22 protein-coding genes and 3 tRNA genes are annotated in these 22,950 nt (G+C 73.1%); 8 read left to right on the forward strand and 17 right to left on the reverse strand.

All coding sequences use genetic code 11. From position 1 onward, the window contains the following. Positions 1 to 17: 17 nt before the first annotated feature. Positions 18 to 689, forward strand: a complete 672-nt coding sequence (locus EDF18_RS05310; protein ID WP_123547308.1) for a response regulator transcription factor — start codon at positions 18 to 20, stop codon at positions 687 to 689. A gap of 7 nt (positions 690 to 696) precedes the next feature. Here the strand turns inward: EDF18_RS05310 and EDF18_RS05315 are convergent, their stop codons facing one another. From EDF18_RS05315 to EDF18_RS05325, 3 genes are read right to left on the reverse strand one after another with little or no spacing between them, the layout of a single operon-like run. Beyond that, on the reverse strand, positions 697 to 1,788 hold the full coding sequence (locus tag EDF18_RS05315; RefSeq protein WP_255416173.1) for a UDP-N-acetylmuramate dehydrogenase: 1,092 nt from the start codon (positions 1,786 to 1,788) through the stop codon (positions 697 to 699). Next, positions 1,785 to 2,216, reverse strand: a complete 432-nt coding sequence (locus tag EDF18_RS05320; protein WP_123546703.1) for a MaoC/PaaZ C-terminal domain-containing protein — start codon at positions 2,214 to 2,216, stop codon at positions 1,785 to 1,787. The genes EDF18_RS05315 and EDF18_RS05320 overlap by 4 nt, the downstream gene beginning before the upstream one ends. Then, positions 2,213 to 2,662 (reverse strand): MaoC family dehydratase N-terminal domain-containing protein, encoded by a 450-nt coding sequence (locus tag EDF18_RS05325; RefSeq protein ID WP_123546704.1) that lies wholly within the window; start codon positions 2,660 to 2,662, stop codon positions 2,213 to 2,215. The genes EDF18_RS05320 and EDF18_RS05325 overlap by 4 nt, the downstream gene beginning before the upstream one ends. Before the next feature lie 172 nt (positions 2,663 to 2,834). On the opposite strand from EDF18_RS05325, the gene EDF18_RS16580 reads away from it, so the two are divergent. Next, positions 2,835 to 3,044, forward strand: a complete 210-nt coding sequence (locus EDF18_RS16580) for a DUF3072 domain-containing protein (RefSeq protein WP_223269422.1) — start codon at positions 2,835 to 2,837, stop codon at positions 3,042 to 3,044. Between the two features lie 204 nt (positions 3,045 to 3,248). Continuing rightward, complete coding sequence (locus EDF18_RS05335; protein ID WP_123546706.1) at positions 3,249 to 4,202, forward strand: UbiA family prenyltransferase; 954 nt, start codon at positions 3,249 to 3,251, stop codon at positions 4,200 to 4,202. Positions 4,203 to 4,244: 42 nt separating this feature from the next. On the opposite strand, the gene EDF18_RS05340 is transcribed toward EDF18_RS05335, so the two are convergent. The 5 genes from EDF18_RS05340 to EDF18_RS05360 all read right to left on the reverse strand — a co-directional run bounded on the left by EDF18_RS05340 (position 4,245) and on the right by EDF18_RS05360 (position 7,743). After that, positions 4,245 to 5,429, reverse strand: a complete 1,185-nt coding sequence (locus EDF18_RS05340) for an NAD(P)/FAD-dependent oxidoreductase (protein WP_233568981.1) — start codon at positions 5,427 to 5,429, stop codon at positions 4,245 to 4,247. Then, positions 5,426 to 6,229 carry a class I SAM-dependent methyltransferase gene (locus EDF18_RS05345; protein ID WP_255416174.1) on the reverse strand — a complete coding sequence of 268 codons (804 nt, stop codon included), beginning with the start codon at positions 6,227 to 6,229 and terminating at the stop codon, positions 5,426 to 5,428. The genes EDF18_RS05340 and EDF18_RS05345 overlap by 4 nt, the downstream gene beginning before the upstream one ends. Positions 6,230 to 6,231: 2 nt before the next feature. Then, positions 6,232 to 7,401 carry a type III polyketide synthase gene (locus EDF18_RS05350; protein WP_123546707.1) on the reverse strand — a complete coding sequence of 390 codons (1,170 nt, stop codon included), beginning with the start codon at positions 7,399 to 7,401 and terminating at the stop codon, positions 6,232 to 6,234. 160 nt (positions 7,402 to 7,561) lie between these two features. Then, a tRNA-Met gene (locus EDF18_RS05355) sits at positions 7,562 to 7,635 on the reverse strand. A gap of 36 nt (positions 7,636 to 7,671) precedes the next feature. Further along, positions 7,672 to 7,743: transfer RNA gene (locus EDF18_RS05360), tRNA-Thr, on the reverse strand. A gap of 120 nt (positions 7,744 to 7,863) precedes the next feature. Here EDF18_RS05360 and EDF18_RS05365 point away from each other — a divergent pair. Beyond that, positions 7,864 to 8,430: a 2'-5' RNA ligase family protein gene (locus EDF18_RS05365; RefSeq protein ID WP_123546708.1), complete on the forward strand. Its 567-nt coding sequence runs from the start codon at positions 7,864 to 7,866 to the stop codon at positions 8,428 to 8,430. A gap of 48 nt (positions 8,431 to 8,478) precedes the next feature. On the opposite strand, the gene EDF18_RS05370 is transcribed toward EDF18_RS05365, so the two are convergent. Next, positions 8,479 to 9,459, reverse strand: a complete 981-nt coding sequence (locus EDF18_RS05370) for an aldo/keto reductase (protein WP_123546709.1) — start codon at positions 9,457 to 9,459, stop codon at positions 8,479 to 8,481. 63 nt (positions 9,460 to 9,522) lie between these two features. Here EDF18_RS05370 and EDF18_RS05375 point away from each other — a divergent pair, with 63 nt between their 5' ends. After that, on the forward strand, positions 9,523 to 11,280 hold the full coding sequence (locus EDF18_RS05375) for a glycoside hydrolase family 13 protein (protein WP_123546710.1): 1,758 nt from the start codon (positions 9,523 to 9,525) through the stop codon (positions 11,278 to 11,280). A gap of 156 nt (positions 11,281 to 11,436) precedes the next feature. Here the strand turns inward: EDF18_RS05375 and EDF18_RS05380 are convergent, their stop codons facing one another. The 3 genes from EDF18_RS05380 to EDF18_RS05390 all read right to left on the reverse strand — a co-directional run bounded on the left by EDF18_RS05380 (position 11,437) and on the right by EDF18_RS05390 (position 13,891). Next, on the reverse strand, positions 11,437 to 12,615 hold the full coding sequence (locus EDF18_RS05380) for a M23 family metallopeptidase (protein ID WP_123546711.1): 1,179 nt from the start codon (positions 12,613 to 12,615) through the stop codon (positions 11,437 to 11,439). Between the two features lie 216 nt (positions 12,616 to 12,831). Further along, positions 12,832 to 13,704 carry an inositol monophosphatase family protein gene (locus EDF18_RS05385; protein ID WP_123546712.1) on the reverse strand — a complete coding sequence of 291 codons (873 nt, stop codon included), beginning with the start codon at positions 13,702 to 13,704 and terminating at the stop codon, positions 12,832 to 12,834. A 105-nt stretch (positions 13,705 to 13,809) separates the two neighbouring features. After that, positions 13,810 to 13,891, reverse strand: a tRNA-Tyr gene (locus EDF18_RS05390). A 320-nt stretch (positions 13,892 to 14,211) separates the two neighbouring features. Between EDF18_RS05390 and EDF18_RS05395 the strand changes: the two genes are divergently transcribed. Continuing rightward, on the forward strand, positions 14,212 to 15,123 hold the full coding sequence (locus EDF18_RS05395; RefSeq protein WP_123546713.1) for a type IV toxin-antitoxin system AbiEi family antitoxin domain-containing protein: 912 nt from the start codon (positions 14,212 to 14,214) through the stop codon (positions 15,121 to 15,123). 179 nt (positions 15,124 to 15,302) lie between these two features. Here the strand turns inward: EDF18_RS05395 and EDF18_RS05400 are convergent, their stop codons facing one another. The 4 genes from EDF18_RS05400 to EDF18_RS05415 form a co-directional block, all read right to left on the reverse strand. Next, on the reverse strand, positions 15,303 to 15,791 hold the full coding sequence (locus tag EDF18_RS05400; RefSeq protein WP_123546714.1) for a YajQ family cyclic di-GMP-binding protein: 489 nt from the start codon (positions 15,789 to 15,791) through the stop codon (positions 15,303 to 15,305). A gap of 143 nt (positions 15,792 to 15,934) precedes the next feature. After that, a complete protein-coding gene (locus EDF18_RS05405; protein ID WP_233568982.1) occupies positions 15,935 to 17,368 on the reverse strand; it encodes an FAD-dependent oxidoreductase in 1,434 nt (477 codons plus the stop codon). A 119-nt stretch (positions 17,369 to 17,487) separates the two neighbouring features. After that, complete coding sequence (locus EDF18_RS05410; RefSeq protein ID WP_123546715.1) at positions 17,488 to 18,579, reverse strand: polyprenyl synthetase family protein; 1,092 nt, start codon at positions 18,577 to 18,579, stop codon at positions 17,488 to 17,490. Between the two features lie 45 nt (positions 18,580 to 18,624). Continuing rightward, positions 18,625 to 19,356, reverse strand: coding sequence for a demethylmenaquinone methyltransferase (locus EDF18_RS05415; RefSeq protein WP_199732328.1), 732 nt, complete (start codon positions 19,354 to 19,356; stop codon positions 18,625 to 18,627). A gap of 52 nt (positions 19,357 to 19,408) precedes the next feature. On the opposite strand from EDF18_RS05415, the gene EDF18_RS05420 reads away from it, so the two are divergent. Both EDF18_RS05420 and EDF18_RS05425 read left to right on the forward strand, forming a co-directional pair. Next, the gene (locus EDF18_RS05420; protein WP_123546717.1) at positions 19,409 to 20,641 is read left to right on the forward strand and encodes an isochorismate synthase MenF; all 1,233 of its coding nucleotides are present in this window, start codon (positions 19,409 to 19,411) and stop codon (positions 20,639 to 20,641) included. Beyond that, on the forward strand, positions 20,638 to 22,074 hold the full coding sequence (locus EDF18_RS05425) for an MFS transporter (protein ID WP_233568983.1): 1,437 nt from the start codon (positions 20,638 to 20,640) through the stop codon (positions 22,072 to 22,074). Before EDF18_RS05420 ends, EDF18_RS05425 begins: the two co-directional genes overlap by 4 nt. Here the strand turns inward: EDF18_RS05425 and EDF18_RS05430 are convergent. Continuing rightward, on the reverse strand, positions 22,071 to 22,922 hold the full coding sequence (locus tag EDF18_RS05430; protein WP_123546718.1) for a PPK2 family polyphosphate kinase: 852 nt from the start codon (positions 22,920 to 22,922) through the stop codon (positions 22,071 to 22,073). The genes EDF18_RS05425 and EDF18_RS05430 overlap by 4 nt on opposite strands. Between the last annotated feature and the right edge of the window lie 28 nt (positions 22,923 to 22,950).

A 22,950-nucleotide genomic window follows, 5' to 3' on the forward strand; every position in this document is an offset into this window, starting at 1 on the left:
TCGACGACCACCCGATCATGCGGCAGGGGCTGACCGCGATGCTCACGGCGACGCCCGACTTCGAGGTGGTCGGCCAGGCCTCCGACGGCGTCGAGGCGGTGGAGCTCGCGACCGAGCTGCGACCGGACCTCGTGCTCATGGACCTGCGCATGCCGAGGCTCGACGGCGTCGCCGCGACGGAGGCGGTGCTGCGGGACGTGCCGACCGCCCGCGTCGTCGTGCTGACCACCTACGAGTCGGACGACGCCATCCTCGGCGCCGTCGAGGCGGGGGCCAGCGGGTACCTCCTCAAGGCGGCGCCCGAGGAGGAGCTGCTCGCGGGGCTCCGCTCGGTCGTCGCCGGGCAGGTCGCGCTCGCGCCGTCGATGGCCGCGCTGCTCGTGGGGCGTGCTCGCCGGACGGCGTCGCAGGCGGACGCCTCGGGATCAGAGGGCGCAGGCGGAGCTGCTGCTGCCGCGGACGGCTCCTCGGGCTCGACGCCGACGCCGCTGAGCCCCCGCGAGACCCAGGTGCTCGTGCTGGTCGCCGAGGGCTGCTCGAACCGCGAGATCGGACTGCGCCTCTTCGTCGGCGAGGCCACGGTGAAGACCCACCTACAGCACGTCTTCGAGAAGCTCGGCGTGGGCGACCGCACGCGCGCGGTCACCCTCGCGATGGAGCGGGGCTGGCTGCCCTCGACACGCGCCTGACGTCAGGTCAGAGGTCGAGGCCGAGCAGCACCGGCTCGGGGCGGAGCAGGACGCCGAACTCGGCCAGCACCCGCTGCTGCACGAAGCGGGCGAGCTCGACCACGTCGTCGGCTGAGGCGCTGCCCCGGTTGGTGAGGGCCAGCGTGTGCTTCGTCGAGATCGCGGCCCCCGAGCCCGGCAGACGGAAGCCGCGCGCGACGCCCGCGTGCTCGATCAGCCAGGCAGCGCTGAGCTTGACGGCTCCGCTCGTCGGCGGAGGCGGCGGTGCCGGAGCCTCGCCGAGCGGCACCACCTGATCTTCGGGCTCCGGGTCGATGGGCCAGCGCGGGGCGTCCGAGGGCAGCTCCGAGGCCCCCTGACGGGACACCACGGGATTCGTGAAGAACGAGCCGCTCGACCACGTGTCGCGGTCGTCGGCGTCGAGCACCATGCCCTTGGAGGCGCGGAGGGCCAGCACGCTCGACCGCACGTCGGCGACCGAGACCCGGGCCCCGAGGTCGACGCCGAGGGCCCCGGCGAGCTGCGGGTACGAGACCTGCTCGCTCGCGCCTCCTGCGTCGCGGAGCGCGAACTCGACCGCGGTCACCACGCCCGCCCGGCCCTGCTTGAACACGCTCGTGCGGTAGCCGAGGCCGAGGTTGGCGGCGGGCACGCGGACGAACTCCCCGGTGTCGGCGTCGAGGAAGTCGACCGAGACGACCGTCGAGGACACCTCTTGTCCGTACGCGCCGATGTTCTGGATCGGGGAGGCGCCCGTCGAGCCGGGGATGCCGCTCAGCGCCTCGAGGCCGGACCAGCCCTCGTCGACCGTGCGTGCCACGAGGTCGTCCCAGGGCTCGCCCGCGGCGACCCGCAGGCGGACCCGGCCGTCGACGTCGTCGAGCCGCTCGACGCCGCGCGTGCGGACGTGGACGACGGTGCCGTCGAACGACTCGTCGGAGGCGACCGTGTTCGAGCCGCCGCCGAGGACGAACCAGGGCTCGTCGTCGGCCCAGACCGCGCGGACGGCGTCGATCAGCTCGTCCGTGGCGTCGGCCGTGACGAACCGCGCGGGCTCGCCTCCGACCCGCATCGTCGTCAGCTCGGAGAAGGAGGTCACGCCAGGGTCACCACGACCTGGGCCTTGCCCAGCACGGTCTTCTCGTCGACCGTCACGGTGAGGTCGACCCGCGCCGTGCCGGCCTCGTCGTCGAGCGCCGCGACCTTCGCGGTGATGGACAGCTCGGCGCCGTCGGCCGGGTGCACGACCACCGGACGCGTGAAGCGGACCTGGTAGTCGGAGACCCAGCCGATCACGCCGGCGTCGTCGCCCGACCCGTCGAGCCACTCGACGACGGGCTGCACCGCCGTGCCCATGGTCAGCATGCCGTGGGCGAGCACGCCCGGCAGGCCGACGGACTCGGCGACGTCGTCGCGGTAGTGGATCGGGTTGAAGTCGCCGGACGCGCCGGCGTAGCGGACGAGCGAGTCGCGCGTCAGCGGGTAGGTCTTGTGGGCCACGACCTGGCCGACCTCGAGGGCGCTCACGCGTCGTCCCCCCGCACGACGAGGGTGGACACGGCGGTGACGACGTGCGCCCCGGCCTGGTCGACCATGTCGGAGGAGGCGGTCACCATGGAGTTGCCGCCGAGGGACTTGACGCTGGTCACCGTGAGCGTGGCCGTGAGCTCGTCTCCCGCCACCACGGGGCGGCTGTAGCGGAAGCGCTGCTCGCCGTGCACCACCCGGGAGAAGTCGATGCCCGCGTCGGTCTCGGCGAGGAGCTGCGCGAGGGTCGCCTCCTGCACCACGACGGGGAAGGTCGGCGGGGCGACGACGTCGGCGTGGCCGGCGGCGCGCGCGGCCTCGGGGTCGAGCGACAGGGCGCTGGTCGAGCCGGTGGCACGGGCGAACTCGCGCACCTTCTCCCGGCCGACGAGGTAGGCGGGGGCCGGCGGGAGGACCCGCCCTTGCAGATCGGGGTTCACAGGCACGGCGTCGAGTCTAACCGGGGCCGATGTCGGGGGCGCGGCGTACGTTCTCCCCATGAGCGACTCGAACATCGACCCTGACATCACGCCCGTCGACCCCGCAGCACCCGAGGGCGGCGGGGCACCTGCCTCCGGCGCCGACGCGGGCAGCGCCGACGAAGGCAGCGGCGAGACCCTGGGCGGCGAACGTCCCGACCCCTCCACCACCGCCTCGAAGGACCCTGAGGACTGGGTGACCGGCGACGAGCCGATGACCGGCCCGCAGAAGAGCTACCTCGACACGCTCGCCCGCGAGGCAGGCGAAGAGCTGCCCGCCGACCTCAGCAAGGCCAAGGCGAGCGAGCACATCGACCGCCTGCAGGAGAAGACCGGTCGCGGCCAGTAGCCGAGTCTGCTCGATGGCTCTACCGCTGCGAGGGCTCGCGTCGTACACTTCCCCCACGTCTGGGATGGTAACTCGACGCGAGCCCTCGATCGACAGCCAGGGACAGGTCCTGATCCACGTGTCCCACCGAAGGTTGCGAGCGGCTGACGAGCACGTCCGGGTCTCCCCCGGCCCGGGCGTGCTCACTCGATCTCACCTCCGTGGATGGTCCCGCGTCGACTCAGCCCGCATCTGCTCCAGGGCTTCGCCTCGGACCAGCGCTCGGGCGCGTCCTCGTCGGGCCAGGCCGCGACCGTGACGGGATCGAACGGCTCGAGCGTCGTCGCCCTCGCGCGTTCCACACACCCCGGTCCGACCGTGGCCGTGACCGTGCTCTCGGTCGTCCTCGCGGCGGCGGTCGGCCTCGGCGTCGGCCGCACCCTGCTGCTCGGTGCCGCCGTACTGGCTGGCCAGCTCTCGATCGGGCTCTCGAACGACCTCGTCGACGCCGCGCGCGACCGCCAGGTCGGTCGGCGCGACAAGCCCCTGGCGCTCGGACTCGTCTCGACGAGCACCGCGGTGGCCGCCGTCACCGTCGTGACCGTCCTCGCCGTCGGCCTCACGTTCGTCCTCGGCTGGGCCGCCGGCGTCGCCCACCTCGTCTTCCTCGCCTCCGGCTGGGCCTACAACCTGGGGCTCAAGCGCACGGCGTGGTCGGCCGTTCCCTTCGTCGTCGGCTTCGGGGCCCTGCCCGCCGTGGTCACCCTCGCTGCTGCGCCTCCGGCCGCACCGGCGGCCTGGGCCCTGGTCGTGGGCGCTGCCTTCGGCGTCGCGATCCACTTCACCAACGTGCTGCCCGACCTCGACGACGACGCCCGGACCGGCGTCGTCGGGCTGCCCCACCGGCTCGGACGCCTGCGGGCGGGGCTCGTGGCGTTCGCCGCCCTGGGGACGGCGGCGGTCGTGACGGCTGGGGGGCTCCTCCTCGACGGCTCCCTGACGCCGGTCCGCACCGGCGCGGGCCTCGTCGGGTCCGTCGCCGCGTTCGTGCTGTCCGTGGTCGGGGCGAGGCTCGTCCGTCGGGGCGGCGCGACTCGGGGGCTGTTCAGGCTGGTCATCGCGGCGGCTCTCGTGCTGGTCGCCTCCCTCGCGCTGGCGGGCACGGCCCTCGTCGCCTGACCGGCACGAGACGTCCCCTCCGCCCCGGCGCGCAGCTCCGGGTCAGACGAAGCGCATCGAGTACAGCGACCCGAGGAGCCGTCGGGTCGGAAGGTGCAGCGCCGCCGACAGGCCGACCTGCCGGAGCGCGCCGACCACGGGCCCGACGGGACGGCCGAGGGCCATGTTGACCTCCGCCTGCCGGGCCGAGCGGGCGACCGACCGGCGACGCGCCTCCTCGTACGCCCGGAACAGGGCCGGGTCGAGGCGGCGCCCGCCCGCCGAGCGCAGGGCCCGCGCGAGGACGGGGGCGACGGCGTCCGCGTCGAGCCAGCCGAGGTTCATCCCCTGGCCGCCGATCGGGCTGATCTCGTGGGCGGCGTCGCCGATCAGGACGACCCGCCCGGCGACGGTGCGCCGCGCCAGCCGGCGCTGCACCCCGAAGGCGCTCGTCATGGTCGCCGTGCCGGGGTCGATGTCGAGGCCGGTGCGCTCGGCGACGAGGCCCGCGACCAGCTCGGCGTCGGGCGCGGCGCCTGCCTCGGCCGCGGTCCCGGTGTCGGCGGCGTGAGGATCGAGCAGCACCACGAAGCGCCGCACCCCGCCCGGCAACGGGAACGACTCGACGACGCCCCGACGCTCGAGGTGCACGACCGCGTCGGCGCCGAGACCGGTGCTGTCGGCCACGTCGCACATCACGTAGCGGTCGGGGTAGCGGCGCAGGGGCGCGTCGATGCCGAGGGCGTCTCGCAACGGGCTGCGGGCACCGTCGGCCGCGAGGACGAAGCGGGCGGCCGCCTCCACCGGTCCGTCGTCGGCCGTGCCGCGGAGCAGCACCCGGTCCGGCTCCTGTTCGAGCCCGTCGAGCGAGAGACCGCGCCGGAGCGAGCCGGGCGCGAGCGACGCCAGCCTGTCGCGCAGCAGCTGCTCCGTGCGGTGCTGCGGCAGGGCGGCGACGAACGGCCACCGGGGGTGCGCCCGGTCGAAGCTGACCGTGCCGAGGGTGCGCCCGCCGCTGCGGGCGACCCCGCGACGCACGGGCACCGCGTCGGCGACGAGCGGCTCGGCCGCGCCCACCCGGTCGAGCACGTCGAGGGACGGCGGGTGGACCCCGATGGCACGCGAGAGCGTCGGCGCCTCGGCACGGCGCTCCCAGACCGCGACGTCGAGGCCGCGCACCGACAGCAGGGCCGCGGCCAGCACGCCGACCGGTCCCCCGCCGACGACGACGACGTCGTGCGTGATCACGAGCGCGGCCCGGGCTCGACGTCGTCTGCGCGTCGCGCCTCGCCTGAGCCCGGAGCGGCGTCGGCGGCGGCGAGGTCGAGCACGGCCCAGACGCGGAAGGGCGGTCGGCGGACGGCCCTCCAGCCGGCAGGCAGTTCGCGGGCCAGCTCAATTTCGGTCCAGCTGCGGCGGATCGAGCGCAGCCCGTCCACCCGGACGAAGGAGGTGCGAGCGAGAGGCAGGGTCCCCACCCAGTACCCGGCGTAGGCAGCGCGCGACCGCCGGATGTCGCTGTGCAGCACGAGCCGGCGTGCGAGTGCCCGGCTGTCGGCCAGGACGGCGGCCCGGGACGAGTCGTCGAGGTGGTGCAGCACGTGGTTGGAGACCACGACGTCGAACTGCTCGCCGGCGTCGACGAGGTCGCTGCTCGACGCGCACCGGTGGACGACGCCGTCGGCCGGACGGGCGCTCGCGAAGTCGTGGGCACGCCGGTCGGGATCGACGGCCGTCACCGCCAGGCGCAGCCCGTCGCGGCGGGCCCACTGGGCGAGCGAGCGCGCGAGGTCGCCACCGCCCGATCCGAGGTCGAGCAGGGTGGTCGCCCGGTCGGCCGACAGGAGCGGCCGGATCCGCTCCCGGTACGCGCGTCGCCAGCCGGCCACCAGCCCGTTGACGAGCGGGAAGACGGCGTAGGTCCGCATCAGCTGGCCCAGGTCGCAGGCAGGGTCGTCCATCAGCTCACGGAGCCCGGTGTCGCGCTGCCCCACGTCGACGAGGGGGCCGCGGGGATCCCGCGACCTCCTCGTCTCGGAGACGACCACGGTCAGCCGCCGACCCGGCGGGTGAGCAAGGCGCTCTCGACGGTGAGGCCGGGCCCGAAGGCCATGGCGCACACCCTGCGGACGGCGGGAGGTGCCGGTGAGTCGTCCGCGCCTCCACGGCCCTCGAGGTGCTCACGGAGGATGAACAGGACCGTCGCGCTCGACATGTTGCCGTAGTCGCGCAGCACCCGGCGCGACGGCGCCATCTGCGCCTCGCTGAGGCCGACCTGCGACTCGACGCGGTCGAGGATGCTGCGGCCGCCGGGGTGCACGGCCCAGCCGTCGATCTCGTCGACGGCCACGCCGCCGGCCTCGAGCAGCGGGGCGAGCGCGGAGTCGACGTGCTCCTCGACGATGTGCGGCACGTAGCTGCTCAGCACCATGTCGAAGCCCTGGTCGCCGATGCTCCACGCCATGTCGTCCTCGCCGACGGGCGTGAGCACGGTCTCGAGCACGTCGAGGTCGAGCACCGGCGCACCGGCCGCCGCAGGCCGGGACGACACGACGGCCGCCGCGGCGCCGTCCGCGAAGACCGAGGAGGCGACGATCGCGTCGGTGTCGTCCGAGCTGCGCAGGTGCAGGGTGCAGAGCTCGACGCACACCACGAGCACGACGGCGTCCGGCTCCGCGAGGCACGTGTCGCGGGCCGCCCGCAGAGCGGGGAAGGCGCCGTAGCAGCCCATGAACCCGATGTGCAGCCGACGGGTCGAGGGCGCGAGGCCGAGCCGGCGCACCAGGAGGTAGTCGGGGCCCGGCGCGAAGAAGCCGGTGCACGAGACGGTGACGACGTGGGTGACGTCGGCGGCCGTCATCCCCGGGACGCCGGCCAGCGCCTCCTCGGCTGCCCGGACGAAGAGGTCGGGGCTCCGCTCGACGTAGACGTCGTTGCGGGCTCCGGTGCCGGGGCGCAGGATGCGGCCCTCGGCACGGTCGAAGAAGACAGGGGCGGCGTCGGGCTGGCCGGGCTGCTCGGGCTGGCCGGGCTGCTCGGCGCCGAGCTCGTCGATCACCGTGTGGCGGGTGTCGATCTGGGCACCGTCGAAGACGGCCCCGATCAGCCGCGGTGCGAGGCGGCCGAGCCCCGGCTGGCTGCGGAACACGTCACGGATGTGGTCCTGCCCGATGATCGTCGAGGGAACGGCCGTGCCGATGCTGTGGATGCTCGGGGACATCCCTCGAGCGTAGGCGACCGGCGGCGCACGGTGATCAGGAACGGAGGCCGGAGGGGGACAGCCCGAGGATGCACAACCTCAGGAGGCACAGCCCGAACACGAACAGCCCGAAGAAGGAGAAAGGCCCCGCTCGTGCGGATGCACGTTCAGGGCCTTGCGGTAGCGAGGGCGGGACTCGAACCCGCGACACCACGATTATGAGCCGTGTGCTCTAACCAACTGAGCTACCCCGCCGCAAGCTGTCTGCACGGTGTGACCGTGACCAGCCGGAGCCCCGAGTCAGGTTTGAACTGACGACCCCTTCCTTACCATGGAAGTGCTCTACCACTGAGCTATCGGGGCGTGACCTCGCTCAGTCGCCCAGGAGGGCGACTGCCGATCGGCACCAGACAAGGGTAGCAGAGCCGCGAGCCCTCTGAGGACACCGGGCGCGCGCCTCCTCCTCGAGGCCATCATCGACGGGTGCACAGCATCGAACTCCTGCTCGACGGGCCCGCCGACGCCCGGATCCGTGCCCAGTGGGCTGCGCTCTCCGACGCCGGTCTGCCCTCGCAGGCCGACCACGCGAGCAGCTCCAACTCCCCGCACGTGACGTTGCTGGCGCGGCGGGGCATCGACGGCGCGGCCGACCCGGCGCTGACCGAGCTGCTCGACCGCCTGCTCCCGCTGCCGGTCGTGCTCGGCGCGCCCCTGGTCTTCGGGCACGGCCGGGGGCACGTGCTCGTGCGCTCCATCGTCGCGACGCGTGCCCTGCTCGAGCTCCAGGCCGAGGTGCACGCGATCGTGGGCGGCGAGGACGACGTGACCCACTCCTCCCCCGGTCTCTGGGTGCCGCACGTCACGCTGGCGAGCCGGCTCGACGCCGAGGCGGTCGGCCGGGCCCTCGCCGCGGTCGAGGCGTTCGAGGACGAGGAGGCGCGCGAGGCCCCTGAGGGCGCCGGCGCCCCGGCGCCCGCCACGACCCCGAGCCTCGTCGAGGGTCGGCGGTGGGACCCGAGCGTCCGCACGATCGTCGTCCTCGGGCGCTGACGGGGCGCCTGCCGGGAATCGACGCCGCCAGCGAGGCGCCTCTTCCTCCTACGAGGCCGGCGGTGCGGACGCCGCGTCGAGGGCCGCCAGGTCGCGGTCGTCGAGCTCGACCGACGCCGAGCCCAACAGGTCGTCCAGCTGCTCGACGGTGCGGGCGCTGGCCAGTGCGCCCACGACGCCGGGCCTCGACGCGAGCCAGGCGACGGCGACGGCGGCAGGCGCGACCCCGTGCCGTTCCGCGACCTCGGCCACGACCTCGACGACCCCGAGGGCCTGCGGGGTCGCGTAGCTCGCCGCACGGCCCTCGCGCGGCGACGACCGGGGAGCGTCGCCGCCCCGGTACTTGCCGGTCAGGAGGCCGCTGGCGAGCGACGAGTGCGGGAGGACGGCGAGGCCGAAGTGGTCGACGACCGGGGCGGTCTCGGTCTCGTACTCGCCCCTCCTCACCAAGTTGTAGGGGTGCTGCACGGCGACGAACGGGTGCAGGCCGTCGCTGTCGGCGATGGCCAGGGCCTGGCGCAGCCGCCCGGCGGAGTAGTTGGAGGCCCCGGCGAAGCGGATCTTCCCCTCGTCGACGAGCTCGCTCAGCGCGGTCACCGTCTCGCGGAGCGGCGTCTCGTCGTCGTCGAAGTGCGCCGAGTACAGGTCGATGCGGTCGGTCCGGAGTCGGGTCAGCGAGGCCTCGACGGCGCTGCGGATGCTCGCCCGCGACAGGCCGGGCGCGGCGGGGTGCTGGCCGCACTTCGTGCTCACGAGCACGCGGTCGCGGTTGCCCGGGCGGGCCAGCCAGCGGCCGATGATCGCCTCGGACTCGCCGCCCGAGTTGCCGGGCAGCCATGCCGAGTACACGTCGGCCGTGTCGACGACGCGGCCCCCGTCGCCGACGAACAGGTCGAGCAGCTCGAGCGCCGTCGGGGCACCGACCGTCCAGCCGAAGACGTTCGTGCCGAGGGCCAGGGGGAACGGGCGGGGGTCGTCGGACCAGTCGCCGTTCGCGAGGTCGATGAAGGAGTCCAGAGGTCCGCCCATCCGTGTCGTGGGAGCCCCACGCTACCGGGCGGAGCCGCCCTGCCGCTGCCGTATCGTGGCGGGATGTCCTCACACGAGACCACGGGCGACACGCTCGACTCCCCCGCCGAGACCGACACCACGACCGCCCCCGACATCGAGTCGACCCCGTCGTCCGGCGCCGAGCGCGGCGGCGAGTGGTGGCGCACGGCCGTCATCTACCAGGTGTACCCGCGCTCGTTCGCCGACGCGGACGGCGACGGCGTCGGCGACCTGCCGGGCATCACCTCGCGGCTCGACGCCCTCGCCGACCTCGGCGTCGACGCGGTCTGGCTCTCGCCGTTCTACACGTCGCCCCAGCACGACGCGGGCTACGACGTCGCCGACTACGTCGACGTCGACCCGCTCTTCGGCACGCTCGACGACTTCGACGCCCTGCGCGCCCGGGCGACCGAGCTCGGCCTCCGGCTGATCGTCGACCTCGTGCCCAACCACACGTCCTCCGAGCACGCGTGGTTCCGCGCCGCCGTGGCCGCGGCCCCCGGCTCGGCCGAGCGTGCGCGCTACATGTTCCGCGACGGCACGGGGCCCGACGGCGACCTGCCGCCGAACAACTGGCAGTCCGTCTTCGGCGGACCGGCCTGGACGCGCCTCGTCGAGCCCGACGGCCGACCGGGGCAGTGGTACCTGCACCTCTTCGACACCTCCCAGCCCGACCTCGACTGGACGAACCCGCTCGTGCGCTCCGACTTCGTCGACGTGCTGCGGTTCTGGCTCGACCGGGGCGTCGACGGGTTCCGCGTCGACGTCGCCCACGGCATGATCAAGGCCGACGGCCTGCCGGACTACACGCCGCCCGCCGACGCCGGCAGCATGGGCGGCGGCGAGACCGCCGACGCCACCCCGCCCTACTGGGCGCAGGACGGCGTGCACGAGATCTACCGCGAGTGGCACCAGGTGCTGGCCGAGTACCCCGGCGACCGGGTCATGGTCGCGGAGGCGTGGGTCGAGCCCCTGTCGAAGCTCGCGAAGTGGGTGCGTCCCGACGAGATGCAGCAGGCCTTCAACTTCGCCTACCTCGAGACGGGCTGGTCCGCCACGGCGATCCGCCGGGTCGTCGACCAGTCGATCGAGACGTTCTCGAGCGTCGGCGCCCCGAGCACCTGGGTCCTGAGCAACCACGACGTCGTGCGCCACGCCAGCCGCCTGGCCCTCACGGCCGAGAACCCGCAGGGCCACGGCATCGGCCCGAAGAGCGCCGGCCTGCCGATCGCCGAGCTCGGCCTGGCCCGTGCCCGGGCGGCCTCCGCCGTCATGCTCGCGCTGCCCGGCAGCGCCTACCTCTACCAGGGCGAGGAGCTCGGACTGCCGGAGGCGGTCGACCTGCCCGACGAGAGCCGCCAGGACCCGACGTGGTTCCGCACCGAGGGCGAGCGCTACGGGCGCGACGGCTGCCGCGTGCCCATCCCGTGGGAGTCGGGTGCGCCGGCCTTCGGCTTCAGCGCGACCGGCGCCTCCTGGCTTCCGCAGCCCGAGGACTGGTCGACCTACGCCCGTGACGAGCAGCAGGGCGTCGCCGGGTCGACGCTGGAGCTCTACCGCTCGGCCCTCGCCCTGCGCGCGGAGCACGAGCTCGGAGCCGCCCACCTCACCTGGGTCGAGGGCTACGACGCGAGCGTCGTGGCCTTCCGCAGCGGCGGCGTCACTGTGGTGGCCAACACGGGCGAAGTGGCGGTGGAGCTGCCGGTCGGCGACGTGCTGCTGTCGACGATGGCGCTCGACGGGCCGGCGCTGCCGCCCAACGCCGCCGTGTGGCTCGCCTCGGTCGACGACGTGGGCTGAGCGCCGCGCCCCTGCCGTCCCGCACGACGAAGCCCCCGACCGAGGTCGGGGGCTTCGTCGTGTCGGGGGCGAGCCCCGCAGCTCGTGCGCGGGCTGGTCACTGGCCGCACCGGGCCGGTCACCGACCCGCTCGGGCCCGTGGGCACCTCCGACGGGTCAGTTCGTGTTGGCGGTGAGCCAGGGGTACGGGTCGACGGGCACGCCGCCGAGGTGGATCTCGAAGTGCAGGTGGGCGCCGGTGCTGTTGCCGGTGCTGCCGACCTTGCCGACGAGCTGCCCCACGGTGACCTTCTCGCCGACGGAGACCTGGACGGAGCCGGTCTGCATGTGCGAGTACGTGGACGTGACCTTCTGGCCGTCGATGACGTGCTCGATCTCGACGTGGTTGCCGAAGGCGCCGCCCGGACCGGTGACCGCGCTGACGGTGCCGTCGGCGATCGCCTGGATGGGCGAGCCCGCACCCGGCACGAAGTCCAGGCCGTTGTGGAAGGTGCTGCAGAAACCGCAGTTCGAGACGTGACGAGCGCCGAAGCCGCTGCTGATCGGCACCCCTGTGGCGAAGGGCCACTGGACGGTGCCGGCCACGTCGTTGGAGAAGGTGCTCGAGCTCGTCGAGGCGTACTCGCTGACGGGCGCGACCTTCATCTCGGTGACGGAGTAGCCGTCGCGGGACGCGGCGTCGTCGGCGGCGGCGCCGGCCACGAAGGTCTGGCTCGCGGTGGCCTTCTTGGCCACGGTCCGCTCGGCGGTGTCGACGAAGAAGGCGTTTGCGGGGACGGAGGTGGAGACGAGCATCGCGCCGGCGAAGACCATGGCGCCGACGACCGTGACGCGCTTGCCCGCGCTGCGGAACGCGCTGCGCTGACGGGGGGCCGCAGCCCGAGCCGTCGTGGCGGCAGCGGCTCGCGGGGCGGCGGCAGCTCGCGGGGCCACGGGGCGCTGCGCGGCACGCGCGGTCGCGCGGTTCGTCTCAGGGGCGGACACAGCCTCGGCGACGGCCGGGCGACGGCCTCGACGGCGAGCAGCCTCGGCCTCGGCGGCGCGGCGCTCGGCCCTCGTGGCGTGGGCCGGGGCGGTCTCGGCGGCGGTCGACGCGACAGGAGCGGTCACGGCGGGAGCAGGCACGGGAGCGACGGGACCGGACACGTCGGGAGCAGGGGACGCGACGGGGACGGACACGGAAGCTGCGGCGCGACGCTCGGCCTCACGGGCCTCGCGGCGGGTCGTGAAGACCTGCTGCACCGGGGCTCCGGTCGCGTCATCCCGCTGATCGACGGGTGCACGACGCGACTGCTGGTCGCCTTCGGGCTCGGCGATGGGGTGGGACTTCGACACGGGTGATGGATCCTCGGGGTTCGGGCGGGAGAGGGCTCATCGGCTCTCGAGGTCGAGGACGAGACGACTCCGGACGAAGGTCACGGAGAAGTAACGAACTCGTCAAGGGTAGCCGCTCGTTCACCAGATGGCTACCCGCCTTCGGGTGTCACGGTGGTGCAGACGCCGGACTTCTCGCAGGAAGGCCTGATCAGAGACCTTTTCGCGAGACGCAGGTCAGAACCCTGCATCCTCGAGGAGAGCATCGGCCGCCCGGGCGACGCTCGGTGCCGACGCGACCACGAGCCTGCCGCTCGGCGCCTGGCCGTTCTCGCCGCGCACCACCGCGCCCGCCTCCTGCGCGACGAGCACGCCGGCGGCGTGGTCCCACGGCTTGAGGCCACGTTCGGCGTACACGTCGAGACGACCGGCCGCGACGGCGCAGAGGTCGAGGGAGGCGGCTCCCAGGCGACGAAGATCGCGCACCTGCCCGATCAGGCGGCCGACCACGGCGGCCTGCTCGACCCGCCGGCCGGCCTCGTACGAGAACCCCGTCGCGAAGAGCGACTCCGCGAGCGAGGCGGGGGCGGACGGGACGAGACGGTCCTCGCCCAGCCAGGCGCCGCCTCCTCGGCTCGCCGTGAACACCTCGCCCGAGAGCGGGTTCACGACGCAGGCGGCGAGGGCCGACCAGGTGAGCGGATCGGGGCCGCCCTCGACGACGGCGACGCTCACCGCCCACTGCGGGATCCCGTAGAGGAAGTTGACGGTGCCGTCGATCGGGTCGACGACCCACGTGAGGCCCGTGGAGGAGTCGTCGGGGTCGCCCTCCTCGCCGAGGAAGCCGTCGCCGGGACGCAGCTCGGCGAGACGGGCACGGAGGAACGACTCCACCTCGCGGTCGGCGTGCGTGACCACGTCCACGAGGCTGCTCTTCGTCTCGGCGACCTCGACCCCCTCGGCGCGCCGCGCGGCCGCCAGCCGGGCTGCGGCCGTGGTGACGTCGACGGCGACGGCGAGGAGCGCGGCGATGCCCCGGGGGCTGCTGTCGGCACTGGGGCTGGTGCTGGGGCCGGTACTGGTGCTGGGGCCGGTGCTGGTGTCGTCCATGAGGTCTCCTGGCGGTCGTGCTCGATCGACCGCGGAAACGACGAACGGACCCGATCTCTCGAGTCCGTCGTGGTGTCGCCCGCTCCGAGAGGAGCGATGGAACTGTGGCAAGTGAGGGATTCGAACCCCCGAAGGCTACGCCAGCTGATTTACAGTCAGATCCCTTTGGCCGCTTGGGTAACTTGCCATGCACGCCCGGCCCATGTAATCACCGACCGGAGGCGCCAGACAAATATACAGCCTCCGGGGCCTCCCGCTGACCACCCCGCCCCACCCCCTCCCTCCCTTCCGCCCTTCCGCCTCTTCTTCCGTAATTTGAGAGCGATCCGCGCCCTCCTGCCGCCGATCATCACGCGCTGCCGTCGCCAGAGCGCAAATCTGTCTCCGTTTGCATGTTCGACTTGATCGACACGGTCGAGCCCTCCCCCGGCCCCTGGACACCTCGTCTTGTCCACAGCACGCTCTGCGCGGCGGGAGAGACCGCAGCCGATTCAGCACCCTCAGCTGATGGACGCTCTTCTCTCCGAGCCGCTGGCTCGTCACGGTGGCCTCGCTTCACGCCGTCAGCTCCTGGAGGACGGCGCCTCGCAGGAGATGCTGGACCGAGCGTGGCGCGCTGGTCACCTGCTCCGCGTCCGCCACGGCCTCTACGCGGCGCCGGATCTCGCGCCGGAGATCATCCGGTCCGCCCGCGTAGGCGGCGCGCTGGCCGGCCCGTCTTCGACGGCGCTCATCGGCGGATGGCAACCGCACGGTGCGCCGTTGTTCGTCAGCGTCCGCTCGAACGACCACCGACTCCGTCACCCCGACGACGCGGGCCGCCGCCTCACCCGACGAGACGAGTCGGTCGTCGTCCTCCGCGACGCGCACCACCTCGACCCGCTGGCCGACAGGCTGGTCGTCTCGCCCGTCCCTGCAGTGGCCCAGTCCCTGCTGCACCTCCCCGTGTGGGAGGCGGTGGCCGTGCTCGACTCGGTCCAACGAGCGGGACACGTCGTCGATCCCGTCGACGTCGAGCTGGTCCGCCGACGGCTGCCTGCTCGCCTGCGCGCCGCGGTCGATCTCGCAGACCCCCGGGCGGAGTCGGGGACGGAGTCGATCGCGCGCGTTCGACTCGCGGACGCGGGGATCAAGACACTCGTGCAACCGGAACTCACCGAGTCGATCCGGCCGGATCTGCTCATCGGCGACCGGCTCATCGTCGAGTGCGTCAGCGTCGACCACCACTCCTCGGCCGCGTCGTACAACTCCGACCGACGACGCATCTCCGAGATGGTCGTCCTCGGCTACACGGTGCTCGAGTGCCCTTACCCGGACGTCATGTTCGCCTGGCCAGGTGTCCTCGCCACGGTCGAAGCGGGAATGTGGACGCTGGGCATCTCAAAGGGAGACATTCCTCGCCTCCGCGCACTGAGATGAACGGCACCAACAGCGACTCGCGCTCGGATACCTCTCAAATTTCGGGCCGACGGTGCCACACCAGGCGGCAGCGGCCCACGGGCAGAGGCGGCCGGCGCGGGCAGAGGCGGCCGGTGCGTGCGGGCCGGGCCGGGCAGAGGCGGCGGGTGCGTGCGGGCCGGGCCGGGCCGGGCCGGCTGTCAGCGGAAGTTGACGAACTGGAGGTCGACGTCGAGGTCGGCCTTCTTGAGCAGGGCCATGGTGGCCTGCAGGTCGTCACGGCTCTTCGACTGCACGCGCAGCTCGTCGCCCTGGATCTGGCTCTTGACGCTCTTGGGGCCCTCGTCGCGGATGATCTTGCCGATCTTCTTCGCCGCGTCCTGCTCGATGCCCTCCTTGAGGGCGGCCTCGATGCGGTACTCCTTGCCGCTGGCGAAGGGCTCTCCCGCGTCGAGGTGCTTGAGGCTGATGCTGCGCTTGATGAACTTCGACTCCAGGACGTCGAGGACGGCCTTGACCCGCTCCTCCGTCGACGCCTTGAGGAGCAGCTTCTCGCCGCTCCAGTCGACCGACGCGCCCACGCCCTTGAAGTCGTAGCGCTGCTCGATCTCCTTCTGCGCCTGGTGGAGGGCGTTGTCCGCCTCCATCTTGTCGACCTTGCTGACCACGTCGAAAGAGCTGTCTGCCATGTCGACCAGCTTAGCCACGAGCGCCGGGGCCGGTGACGCCAGCGCCGGGAGCGCGCCCCGGAGACGACGACGCGCCTCCTGCGGTCCGCCCGAGGGCAGGGCGCAGGAGGCGCGGGTCGCCTCCGAGAGGAGGCGACGGCAGGTCAGACGGAGACGACCGCCGCGTCGGAGTCGGAGCCCGTGTCCGGGCCTGCACCGGAGCCGGAGCCGGAGCCGGAGCCGGACCGCGACACACGGACCATCTCGTCGCGGGGCACGACCTTGACGCGCACGCGCTCGTGCTCGTGCTGGGCGCCGAGCGACTGCTCGTGCTCGTCGAGGCGGTGCCAGCCCTCGAGGTCGGTGTACTCGACGCCGCGCTGCTCGAGCAGGGCGGGGATCGCCTCCTCGGACGTGTCGGCGGGCTGCCACCAGCTCGCCTGGTCGTTGATGACGTGCTTGACGGTCTCCATGGCGTCGGACTTCGTGTGGCCGATCAGGCCGACGGGCCCTCGCTTGATCCAGCCGGTGGCGTAGACGCCGGGCATGATCTGGTTGTCGTCGTCCATGACCTGGCCCTCGTGGTTCGGGATCACGCCGCGACGCTCGTCGAAGGGGATGCCGTCGAGGGGCGAGCCGAAGTAGCCGACGGCGCGGTAGATCGCCTGCACCGGGACCTCGCGGACCTCGCCGGTGCCCTCGACGCCGCCCTGGCCGTCGGGCCGGGTGCGCTCGTACCGGAACGCCGCGACACGGCCGTCGTCGTCGCCGACGACCTCGAGCGGCTTCGCGTAGAAGTGAAGGTGCAGCCGACGCGACGCCGTGCCGACCTCGCGCTGACGCCACTGGTTCAGCACCTTGTCGATCACGAAGACCTGCTTGTTCGTCGCGATCGCGGTCTTCGAGGCCTCGTCGTGGTCGAAGTCCTCGTCGTGGACGACCATGTCGACGTCGCGCACCTCGCCGAGCTCGCGCAGCTCGAGCGGCGTGAACTTGACCTGGGCAGGTCCGCGACGGCCGAAGACGTGCACGTCGGTGATCGACGACTGCTTGAGCCCGGCGTAGACGTTGTCCGGGATCTCGGTCGGCAGCAGGTCGTCGGCGTGCTTCGCGAGGATGCGCGAGACGTCGAGGGCGACGTTGCCGACGCCGACCACGGCCACGGACTGCGCGTCGAGCGGCCAGGTCCGCGGGAAGTCGGGGTGGCCGTCGAACCAGCTGACGAAGTCGGCGGCGCCGTAGCTGCCCTCGAGCTCGATGCCGGGGACGTCGAGGTCGGCGTCCTTGATGGCGCCGGTCGAGAAGATGACCGCGTTGTAGTGCTGCTTGAGGTCGTCGAGGGTGATGTCCTCGCCGTAGCGGACGTTGCCGAAGACCCGGATGTCGCCGCTGTCGAGCACGTCGCGCAGGGCGTTGACGATGCCCTTGATGCGCGGGTGGTCGGGGGCGACGCCGTAGCGGACCAGGCCGTAGGGGGCAGGCAGCTGCTCGAACAGGTCGATCGACACGTCGAAGGCCTTCTCGGCCTTGAGCAGGATGTCGGCGGCGTAGATGCCGGCGGGGCCGGCTCCGACGATGGCCAGTCGAAGGGTGGTCACGAGTTGTCTCTCTCTGCTGGTGTACGGCTCGGCGGTGCCGGCCGTGCGGACGGTGCGGTGTCTGTGGTGATCAGGTGCGGTGCAGCGGTGCAGTCGGTTCCGAGGAGGTGCGTCGCCGGTCAGGCGGACCGCTCGACGACGCGGTCGGCGAACCGGGTGAGGGCCTTCTTGACGGGGCCCGCCGGCAGTGCCTCGAGGGCGGCCAGCGCCTCCGACGCCCACCGGTGCGCCTCGCGGCGCGTGCGGTCGGTGACCTCGTGCTCGCGGAGCCGACGGACGATCTCGGCGAACTCGGCCTCGTCGACCGGGTCTGCGCCGTCTTCCGCCGCACGGGTGGCGTCGACGACCTGGTCGATGACGCCCAGCAGGGCCGCCGTCTCCATGTCGGTCTGCGCCTCCTGACGGAGGTAGAGCAGCGGGAGGGTGACGACGCCTGCGCGCAGGTCGGTGCCGGCGCGCTTGCCCGTCTCCTCGGCCTGGTCGGAGAGGTCGATCACGTCGTCGATCAGCTGGAACGCGATGCCGATCTTCTCGCCGAACTCGGCGACGGGGGCGAGGTACTCGCGGGGCGCCCCCGAGAACATGACGCCGGCACGGGCCGCGGTCGAGATGAGCGAGCCCGTCTTGTCGCCGAGCACGTCGATGTAGTGCGCGATGGGGTCGTCGCCCTCGCGCGGCCCGACGGTCTCGTGCAGCTGGCCGAGGCAGAGCCGCTCGAAGGTCTCGGCCTGCAGCAGGATCGCCTCCTGTCCGAGGCCGGACACGATGGTGCTCGCCCGGGCGAAGAGGAGGTCGCCGGCGAGGATCGCGACGTTGTTGCCCCACACGGTCTGGGCGCTGGGCACCCCTCGACGCATCTGCGCCTCGTCCATGACGTCGTCGTGGTACAGCGACGCGAGGTGCGTGATCTCGGTCGCCTGCGCGGACGCGACGATGCCCGGGGTGGCGCCGTCGCCGAGCTGCGCGATGAGGAGGGTCAGGGTCGGGCGCACGCGCTTGCCGCCGGCGGCGAGCAGGTAGCGCGTCGTCGCGTCGGCGATCTCGTCGGCGAACGCGATCTCGCGGAGCAGGCCCTGCTCGACGAGCTCGAGGCCGTCGTCGACCGACTGCACGAAGCGCCGGTCGGCGGGCGAGGCGAAGAGCTTCTCGCCCAGGCCGAGCGACGAGCTCAGGGAGCTGCTGCGGCGGGTGAGCGGCACACTCGGGTTCACAGGGGTCACCTTCGTCTGGTCTGGTCGACCGCCCGGGGGCGGCGGCTACTTCTTCTTCGCCGCGGAGGCGCGGGTCGACGGGTCGGCCGGCTTGCGGCCCCGGTGCAGGGCGACGATGCCCAGCGTCAGGTTGCGGTGCGCCACCCGGGTGAACCCCGCGCCGCGCAGCCACTGGCTCAGCACCTGCTGCTCGGGCCACGCGTCGATCGAGTCGGCGAGGTACGAGTAGGCGGGCGTGTTGCTGCTCACGGCCCGGGCCACGACCGGCATGACGTGCCGAAGATAGGTGCCGTAGGCGGCGCGGAGGGGGCCGAACGGCGGCGTCGAGAACTCGCAGACGACGAGACGGCCGCCGGGCTTGAGCACCCGGTACATCTCGGCGAGCGCCTGCTTCGGCCGGTTGACGTTGCGCAGGCCGAACGAGATGGTGACGGCGTCGAACGTCGCGTCGTCGAACGGGAGCTGCTCGGCGTCGCCCTCGACGAACTCGATCTCGGGGTGGCGCTCGCGGCCGACCTCGACCATGCCGTGCGAGAAGTCGAGCGCGACGACCTCGGCGCCCCGCGCGGCGATGGCCGCCGAGCTGGTGCCGGTGCCCGCGGCGATGTCGAGGACCCGGTCTGCCGGGCCCGCGCCGATCGCCTTGACGGTCGCGACGCGCCACAGGACGGCGTTGCCCGCGGAGAGCACGTCGTTCGTGCGGTCGTAGTGGCGGGCGACGCCGTCGAACATGGACGCGACCTCGTCGGGTTGCTTGTTCATATCGGCCTTGGTCACGATGGTCGATCCTACCGGCATGCCCCGTGCGTGGCCCGAGTAGGGTCGAGACGTGGTCCCTTCGTCGCTGCACGTCCCCTCCTTGTCCGTCCGCACCACGCAGATCGACCACATCAGCCCCCTCCTCGACGTCGTCGACCCGCGCAGCCCGCTCGTCTTCGTCCGCGGCGGCGCGGGCATGGCCGGCATCGGCGAGGCGCTGCGGCTCGAGTTCACCGGGCCCGACCGGATGCGCGACGCCGCCGACGCCTGGCGCGCGGTCGCGAGCCGCGCCTCCGTCGTCGACGAGGTCGGCGTGCCGGGGACGGGCCTGATGGCGTTCGGCTCGTTCGCGTTCGACGACGAGTCGGCCGACACGAGCGTCCTGATCGTGCCGCGCATCGTGCTCGGGCGACGTGACGGGGTCGCCTGGATCACGAGGCTCGACGGGGCCGAGCTGCCCCCGGCGTCGCCCGTGGGCGCGGCCGCGAAGCTCCGGCTGGTCGACGGCGAGCTGTCCGGGCCCGGCTACGGCGCGGCCGTCGCGCAGGCCGTGCAGGCGATCCGGCACGGCGAGGTGAGCAAGGTCGTGCTCGCGCGCGACCTCGTGGGCAGGCTGCCCGCCGAGGCCGACCTGCGGCTCGTCGCCGCCACCCTGCTCACGGCCTATCCCGACTGCTACGCGTTCGCCGTGGACGGCCTGATCGGGGCCAGTCCCGAGACCCTCGTCCGCACCGAGCGCGGCGAGGTCAGCGCGCGCGTCCTCGCGGGCAGCAGCGCGCGAGGCGTCGACGCCGTCACCGACGAGCAGGCCGCCCACGCCCTCGCCACCTCGACCAAGGACCTCGACGAGCACGCGTTCGCCCTGCGCAGCCTGCTCCTCTCGCTCGGCCCGCACGCGGACGACGTCGTGACCGGCGAGCAGCCGTTCACGCTGAAGCTCCCGAACCTGTGGCACCTCGCCAGCGACGTGCGCGGGCGGCTCACCGACGGGTCGTCGTCGCTCGACCTGATCGCCGCGCTGCACCCGACCGCCGCCGTCGCGGGCACCCCGACGCCGCGGGCGCTGGACCTGATCCGCCGCCTCGAGCCGTTCGACCGCGGCCGCTACGCCGGGCCCGTCGGCTGGGTGGGCGCCGACGGCGACGGCGAGTGGGCGATCGCGCTCCGCTGCGCGCAGGTGCACCCCGACGGCACCGTCCGGGCGTTCGCCGGTGCCGGCGTCGTCGCCGAGTCCGTCTCCGAGCGCGAGGTCGCCGAGACGACGATGAAGTTCCAGCCCGTCGTCGGGGCGTTCTCGCTGTGACGTCGACCCCCGCGCCGGGGCCCGGAGCCGAGGAGGCGGCGGCCGCGCCGCGCTGGTCGCGACCGGTGGCGCTGGTGGTCGCGGCGGCCTTCTTCATGGAGAACCTCGACGCCACGATCCTGTCGACGGCCACCGCCTCCGTGGCTCGCGACTTCGGGGTGCAGCCCGCTCAGCTGGGGATCGCGGTCACCGGCTACCTGGTCGCCGTGGCCGCGTTCATCCCGCTGGGCGCCTGGCTCGCTGAGAGGTGGGGCGCTCGGCGGGTCTTCCTCGCCGCCGTGGTGCTGTTCACGCTGGCGTCGCTCGCGTGCGCCCTCAGCCCCGACCTCGTCGCGCTGACGACGGCTCGGGTCGTGCAGGGCGCAGCGGGCGCGATGATGGTGCCGATCGGGCGTCTCATCGTGCTGCGCAGCACCGAGAAGTCCGAGCTGATCAAGGCGATCGCCTACCTGACCTGGCCGGCCCTCGCGGCGCCCGTCGTGGCGCCCCTGATCGGCGGCCTCCTCACCGAGCACCTCGGCTGGGAGTGGGTGTTCCTCGTCAACGTGCCGATCGGCGCCCTGTTGCTCGTCGCGGCCTGGCGGGTCGTGCCGTCGCCCGAGGTCGGCGACCGGCACCCGCTCGACTGGCCGGGGCTGCTGCTCGTCGTCGGCGCGATCGTGGCCCTGGTGGTCGCGTTCGAGCTGCTCGGCGACCAGGCGACCGTGCTGGCGGGCGTCGTGCTCGCTGTCCTGGCGGTGGGCCTCGGGCTCGCGGCCGGCCGGTGGTTCCGTCGAGCCAGGCACCCCCTCCTCGATCTCGAGCCGTTCCGCGTCGCGACGTTCCGGGTCACGAACCTCAGCGGCTCGCTCTACCGGGCCGTCGTCAACGGGGTGCCCTTCGTCGTCCCGCTGCTGCTGCAGGACGGCTTCGGCTGGTCGCCCGTCGAGGCCGGCCTGATGCTGATGTGGGTCTTCGTCGGCAACCTCGGCGTCAAGCCCTTCACCACTCCCCTGATGCACCGGTTCCGGATCGTGCCGATCATCGTCGTCGCCACCGTGGGCCTGGCCGCGACCTTCGTCGCCGCGGCGCTCGTCGGGCCGGACACGTCGCCCGTGCTCGTCGCGGCGATCCTGCTCGTCAGCGGCGTCTTCCGCTCGGTGGGGTTCACGGCCTACAACACCCTCCAGTTCGCCGACGTGCCCGCCGCCCAGATCGCCCCGGCGAACGCCATCGCGTCGATCACGGGACAGCTCGCCGTCGGGCTCGGAGTCGCGCTGACCGCCCTCACGGTCCGGGTGGCCGACACGGTCGCCACGGCCGAGGGCGTCGGAGGCGCCGCCACCGGCTACCAGGTCGCGCTCGTCGTGCTCGCCGCGCTGGCCCTGCTGAGCCTGCCGGAGGGGCTGCGGCTGCCGAGGGGCGCGGGCGACTCCCTGCGGAGCCGGGACTAGGTCGAGGCGAGCCGGGTCCGCTCGAGCTCGACGTCGAAGCCGGCGGGCGGCCAGCAAAGCCCCCGGGCCTCGAGGGCGTCGACGAGGAGGCGCTGCACGGCCACGCGGGCGTACCACTTGCGGTCCGCGGGCACGACGAACCACGGCGCCGCGTCCGTCGACGTCCGACGCAGGGCGGTCTCGTACGCGTCCTGGTAGTCGTCCCACACCAGGCGCTCCTCGATGTCCCCGGGGTTGAACTTCCAGTGCTTGTCCGGGCGGTCGAGCCGCTCGGTGAGACGCTCCTTCTGCTCGTCGCGCGACAGGTGCAACATCACCTTCACGATCGTCGTGCCGGCGTCGACGAGCTCGCGCTCGAACTCGACGATCTCGTCGTAGCGGCGCTCGATCTCCTCCGGCGGGGCCAGCCGTCGGACCTTGCCGATCAGGACGTCCTCGTAGTGCGACCGGTCGAAGACCCCGATCATGCCGGGCCCGGGCAGCTCGCGACGCACGCGCCAGAGGAAGTCGTGGGCCAGCTCCTCCTCGGTGGGGGCCTTGAAGGCGTGGTGCGCGACGCCCTGCGGGTCGACGGCGCCGACGACGTGGCGCACGATCCCGCCCTTGCCCGCGGTGTCCGTGCCCTGGAGCACGAGCAGGACGTTCCCCTGCGACCCCCCGGTGCGGCTGCCGGCGAAGAGCTTCTCCTGCAGCTCGCCGAGCGTGTCGCGGCCCGACTCGAGCACCTGGGCGGCGTAGCGCTTGTCGCCGGAGAAGCCGGGGGTCGAGGCAGGATCGATCTCGGCGAGTCTCAGCTCGGGGCCGGCACGGAGGATCTCGGTGGGCTGGGTCGTCCAGGTCTTGGCCATGGGCCCGAGCCTACGGCCGGGTCCTGAT

It is taken from the genome of Frigoribacterium sp. PhB107, from assembly GCF_003751515.1.
In the GTDB taxonomy this organism is placed as follows: domain Bacteria; phylum Actinomycetota; class Actinomycetes; order Actinomycetales; family Microbacteriaceae; genus Frigoribacterium.